Annotated in this window: 2 protein-coding genes; both read left to right on the top strand. The window is 66.5% G+C overall.

Annotated features, from left to right (window positions below; translation table 11 throughout):
• A partial coding sequence (locus VGL01_RS21530) for a hybrid sensor histidine kinase/response regulator (RefSeq protein WP_331572969.1) occupies positions 1 to 3,279 on the top strand: 3,279 nt, incomplete at its 5' end.
• Positions 3,280 to 3,379: 100 nt separating this feature from the next.
• Positions 3,380 to 4,405 carry a class I fructose-bisphosphate aldolase gene (locus VGL01_RS21525; protein WP_331572967.1) on the top strand — a complete coding sequence of 342 codons (1,026 nt, stop codon included), beginning with the start codon at positions 3,380 to 3,382 and terminating at the stop codon, positions 4,403 to 4,405.
• Positions 4,406 to 4,411 lie beyond the last annotated feature (6 nt).

Below are 4,411 nucleotides of genomic sequence, written 5' to 3'. Positions count from 1 at the left end.
CATCGCTTCGAGCGCTGCCTCGACGACTGGCGCGCGGCGTTTCTCGCTCAGCGCGATTTCGTCAACGCGTCGGTCGAGCGCAATCAGGCGCGCCTGCGGCACATGGTCGAGACCTACGAAGCGTTGGCTCACGTGCATGCGCGCGATCCGGTGCCCGCCGAGCGCTATCGCGAATTGCTCGATGCCGGCGGCGGGCTCGTCGACACCGAGGAAGACATCGGCGCGGCGCCGTTTTCGATTCTCTCGACGCTGACGGCACCCGCCGATCGAAACCGGCTGGCCGCGCTGTTGCGGCTCGTGCGCGAGGTTTCGCCCAGTTCGCTGCTGCGCCTGCAAGGTGCGGCCGACGACATCGGCGGTTTTCTCTACACGGAGGACCGGCGCTTTCTCGCCGTATGGCCATCGCTCGGGGATCGCGCGCGCGAGCAGGCTGGCCACGCGGGCGTGACGCCGCTCATCGATCGCTACGTGGCACGCGTCGACGCGGAACTCCACAAGCACGAGGACACCACCCTGCGGCACGAGCGCGTGTTCTGGGTCGCGCTTTATGAGTCCGACATGTACGGCAAGCTCGTCAAGCATTATGCGGCGCCCATCTATCGGGGCGACGAGCGCATCGCCGTGCTCGTCGTGACCGTTCCGGCCACGCAGATTCCGCGCCTCTTTCAGCCGGCCGTGCACGATCCCGATTTCTTCATGGTGTCGCGCGATCGCCGCCATCTGTTGGGCATCGACGAGTCGAACCCGCGCCGCGGTCATTGGGCCGATGCGTTGGCGGCGAAACCTTCGGTACTCGATTCGGCCGACGAGCGTGTGCGGCTCGTGCGTCGCGGCGCGGACTTCTTCATGATTCAGCGCATCCCGGGACCAGGCTGGGTCGCGGTGTCGGCGTTCGACTGGCATACCATCGTCGCGAACATGAGGGAGCCGGTGGTCTGGACGATCGCGCTGGCTGCGTTGCTACTCGCGGTGCAGTGGGGGTTCGTGCTGACGATCGACAGGCTCGTGCTCGCACCGCTGCGCGCCCGCGCCCGCAGTGTCTTCGAAAGCGAAGCATTCGGTCGCACGGTGTTGGCGACCGCACCTGTGGGCTTGACCGTCTTCGAACCGGCGACGCGGCGCATCGTCATGCAAAACGACATTGCTCGCGGGCTGCTTGCCGCTTTGCCCGACGAGACTCGATTTTTTCAGAGCCTGCTCGGCAAGCGTGCGCCGGGACGGCGCGCGAGGCGCAGGGGCGCTCGCTCGGGCCACGCCGCGGTGCCGGGCGGAACGGCGCGCACGGTCGAAGTGTCCGTGGCGGGCACCGACGGCCGCTCGCGCGAGCTCTCCGTTGCGCTGTCGCGGGCGCGCTATCGCGAGCGGGAAGTGCTGCTCTGCAGCTTGACGGACATCAGCCGGCAAAAGGAGACAGTGCGGCTCTTGCGCCGCGCGCGCAATGCGGCGGACCAGGCGAGCCGGGCCAAATCGATGCTCATCGCCACCATCAGCCACGAGATTCGTACGCCGCTTTATGGCGCACTGGGCAATCTCGAGCTGCTTTCGATGGAGGAACTCGCACCCGCGCAGGCGGCGCGCCTCACATCGGTGCGCCATGCGTTCGAGGGACTGCTCGCACTGGTCGACGACGTGCTGGATTTATCGAAGGCCGAAGCGCACGAGCTCCAACTGCACATGGAGCCGTTCGATCTCGTTCAGGTGCTGGAGCGGTGCGCGCAGACGCTTGCACCGTCCGCAACGAACAAGGGCCTGCGCTTTTCATGTCTGCTCGATCCCGCCATCGATGGACATTGGCACGGCGATGCGCAGCGGATCATGCAGGTCGTGACGAACCTGCTCGGCAACGCCTGCAAATTCACCGACCGCGGGGCCGTCACGCTTTGCGCAACGATGGGCTGCGCGACGGCCGATGCACAGGAAGTGCTGATTTCGGTCGCCGATTCGGGGATGGGTATCGCAGCTCACCAACGCGAGCGCATCTTCGAGCCGTTCATTCAGGCCGATGGGTCGATCGCACGGCGCTTCGGTGGGACGGGGCTCGGACTGTCGCTGTGCAGGCGGCTCGTCGACTTGATGGGCGGGCGAATCGTGCTGGAAAGCGAAGAGGGGCGCGGTGCCACATTCAGCGTTTATTTGCAGTTGAAGCGTGCCGCAACCGCGCCTTTACACGAGCCGTCAAATCCCGTCGATCGATTCGTATTCGACGAGATCGTCGTCGCCTGCAACGATGCAGCCTGGCAAGACGCGCTCGTTGCCCGCTTGCGCGCGCTTTGCGGCCCGGTCGTGGCCGTCGTGCCAGACACTCGCGTGTGCGAGCCGACGTCAGGACGCGGGCGCTCGATCATCGTTTTCGGCTCGCACGAAAACGTCGTCCCCAGGGCATGGCGCAGCCGTTGTTCCGCCTATCTCGATGCGATCGTGGTGTCCGAGCGAGGCCCGCTCCATCCCCAGCGGGCCGACGACTCGCTGCACGTGACGGCGCTCTCCGCGGCGATGCTGGCGTTGGCCCTCGAACAGTGCGGGCACCGCGAGCCTCTGCCCGGCTCGGACGGAGTCTGCCGGCCGGCGAGGCTCCCTCGTGAGGCGCATCGCGCGACGCGCATTCTGGTTGCGGAGGATGACCCGGTCAGCCGGACGCTGCTGGCTCATCAACTCGAGGCACTCGGCTACCGGCATGTCGAGCTGACCTGCGACGGTCGCCAGGCGCTCGCCGAATGCCTGCGCCAGCCCTACGATCTCGTCCTCGCCGATCTATGCATGCCGCTCATGGATGGGCGCAGCCTGCTGGCGGCGCTGCGCGGCAAGGGACTGACGATGCCGGTGATCGCCCACACGGCGGCGCCGCGCGATCCCGACGAGGCGAAGCGCTCGGGTTTCGCCCGGTTGTTGCCCAAACCGCTGGCGCTCGAAACGCTGCGGCTCGCGCTCGATGCCGTGCTCGACCATCGGCCCGCGTCAGACGAGCTGCGCAGCATGCCGTCCGACGCACTGCTCGCCGTATTTGCGACGACCTGGATCGAGGACGAGCAGCGGCTCGTGCAAGCGACGCGTGCGGCCGACGCGCGCCGGGTGCTGCAGATGCTGCATCGCGTCAAGGGTGCGCTCCTTACGCTCGGCGAGCGCGAGGAGGCAGCGTGCTGCGACGAGCTGCGCGATCTGATCGAGGCCGACGGTATCGCGGCGGCGACTGAGGCCCTCGGTCGATTCAGAGAAAGGGTCGGTGCAATCGCCGCGCAGGGAACGGAGGGGGCGCACGTCAGGCGTTCGTCCGATGCCTGAGCTATGCGGTGGGCACCGCATTTGCTGCTGCATGCGGACTGGTGCAATACGCGGCGGCCGAGCAAACTCGGGGGTCTCGGCTTTCGCGGAGGAATCGGAGATGAACACACAAAGCAGCGAATTGCAGCGCACCGTCGAGGCGCTCACGCAGTCCGGAAAAGGTCTTCTCGCCGCTGACGAAAGCGGACCGACGATAGCGAAGCGCTTCAAGAGCATCAATGTCGAATCCACTGAAGAGAACCGTCGTGCCTGGAGGACCCTGTTGCTGGCTACACCGGGGCTCGGCGAATACGTGAGCGGTGTCATCCTTTACGAGGAAACGCTCGGCCAATGCGCCGACGATGGCGAACCGCTGCCGCAACTGGCGGCGCGCCAGGGCATCGTGCCCGGCATCAAGGTGGACAAGGGAAAAATCCCGCTGGCCCATGCGAGCGGCGACGAAATCACGCAGGGCCTCGACGGGCTCGGCGAACGGCTCGAACGATACAAGGCGCAGGGCGCGCGTTTCGCGAAATGGCGAGCCGTCTATAACGTTTCGGATTGCCTGCCGAGCCGGCTTGCGATCGCCGCGAATGCCGATGCGCTGGCACGGTACGCCGCGATTTGCCAGGAAGCAGGCGTGGTGCCCATCGTCGAACCGGAAGTGCTGATGGACGGAGCGCATTCTATCGAGCGCTGCGCCCAGGTGTCCGAGGCGGTTTTCCACGAGGTGTTTCATGCGCTGCACCGACACGCGGTGGTGCTCGAGCACATGCTGCTCAAGCCGAGTATGGTCGTGGCCGGCAAGGAGCACCCGAGCCCGGCGAGCGTGGCCGAGGCGGCCTCGCAAACCGTGACCGTGCTCGGCCGCACGGTGCCGCCGGCCGTCGCGGGCATTTTCTTCCTCTCGGGCGGGCAATCGCCCGAGGAGGCGACCGCCCATCTCGACGCCATCAACCGCACGGGCCGCCGCCCTTGGCCGCTCAGCTTTTCGTATGGCCGCGCATTGCAGGAGCCGCCGCTGAAAATCTGGCGCGGGCAACCCGCGAACGTGTCCGAGGCTCAACGAGCGCTGTCCAAACGTGCACGCTTGAATTCGGCGGCATCGCTCGGTCGATACGACGCCAAAGACGAATCGACGTCCTGACGCGAA

It is taken from the genome of Trinickia sp. (assembly GCF_036503415.1).
In the GTDB taxonomy this organism is placed as follows: domain Bacteria; phylum Pseudomonadota; class Gammaproteobacteria; order Burkholderiales; family Burkholderiaceae; genus Trinickia.
This window is presented reverse-complemented; position numbering and strand designations above follow the sequence as displayed.

Coding starts and splice junctions, on each gene's coding strand:
- VGL01_RS21525 (WP_331572967.1), top strand. CDS start 3,380: ATGAACACACAAAGCAGCGAATTGCAGCGCACCGTCGAGGCGCTCACG.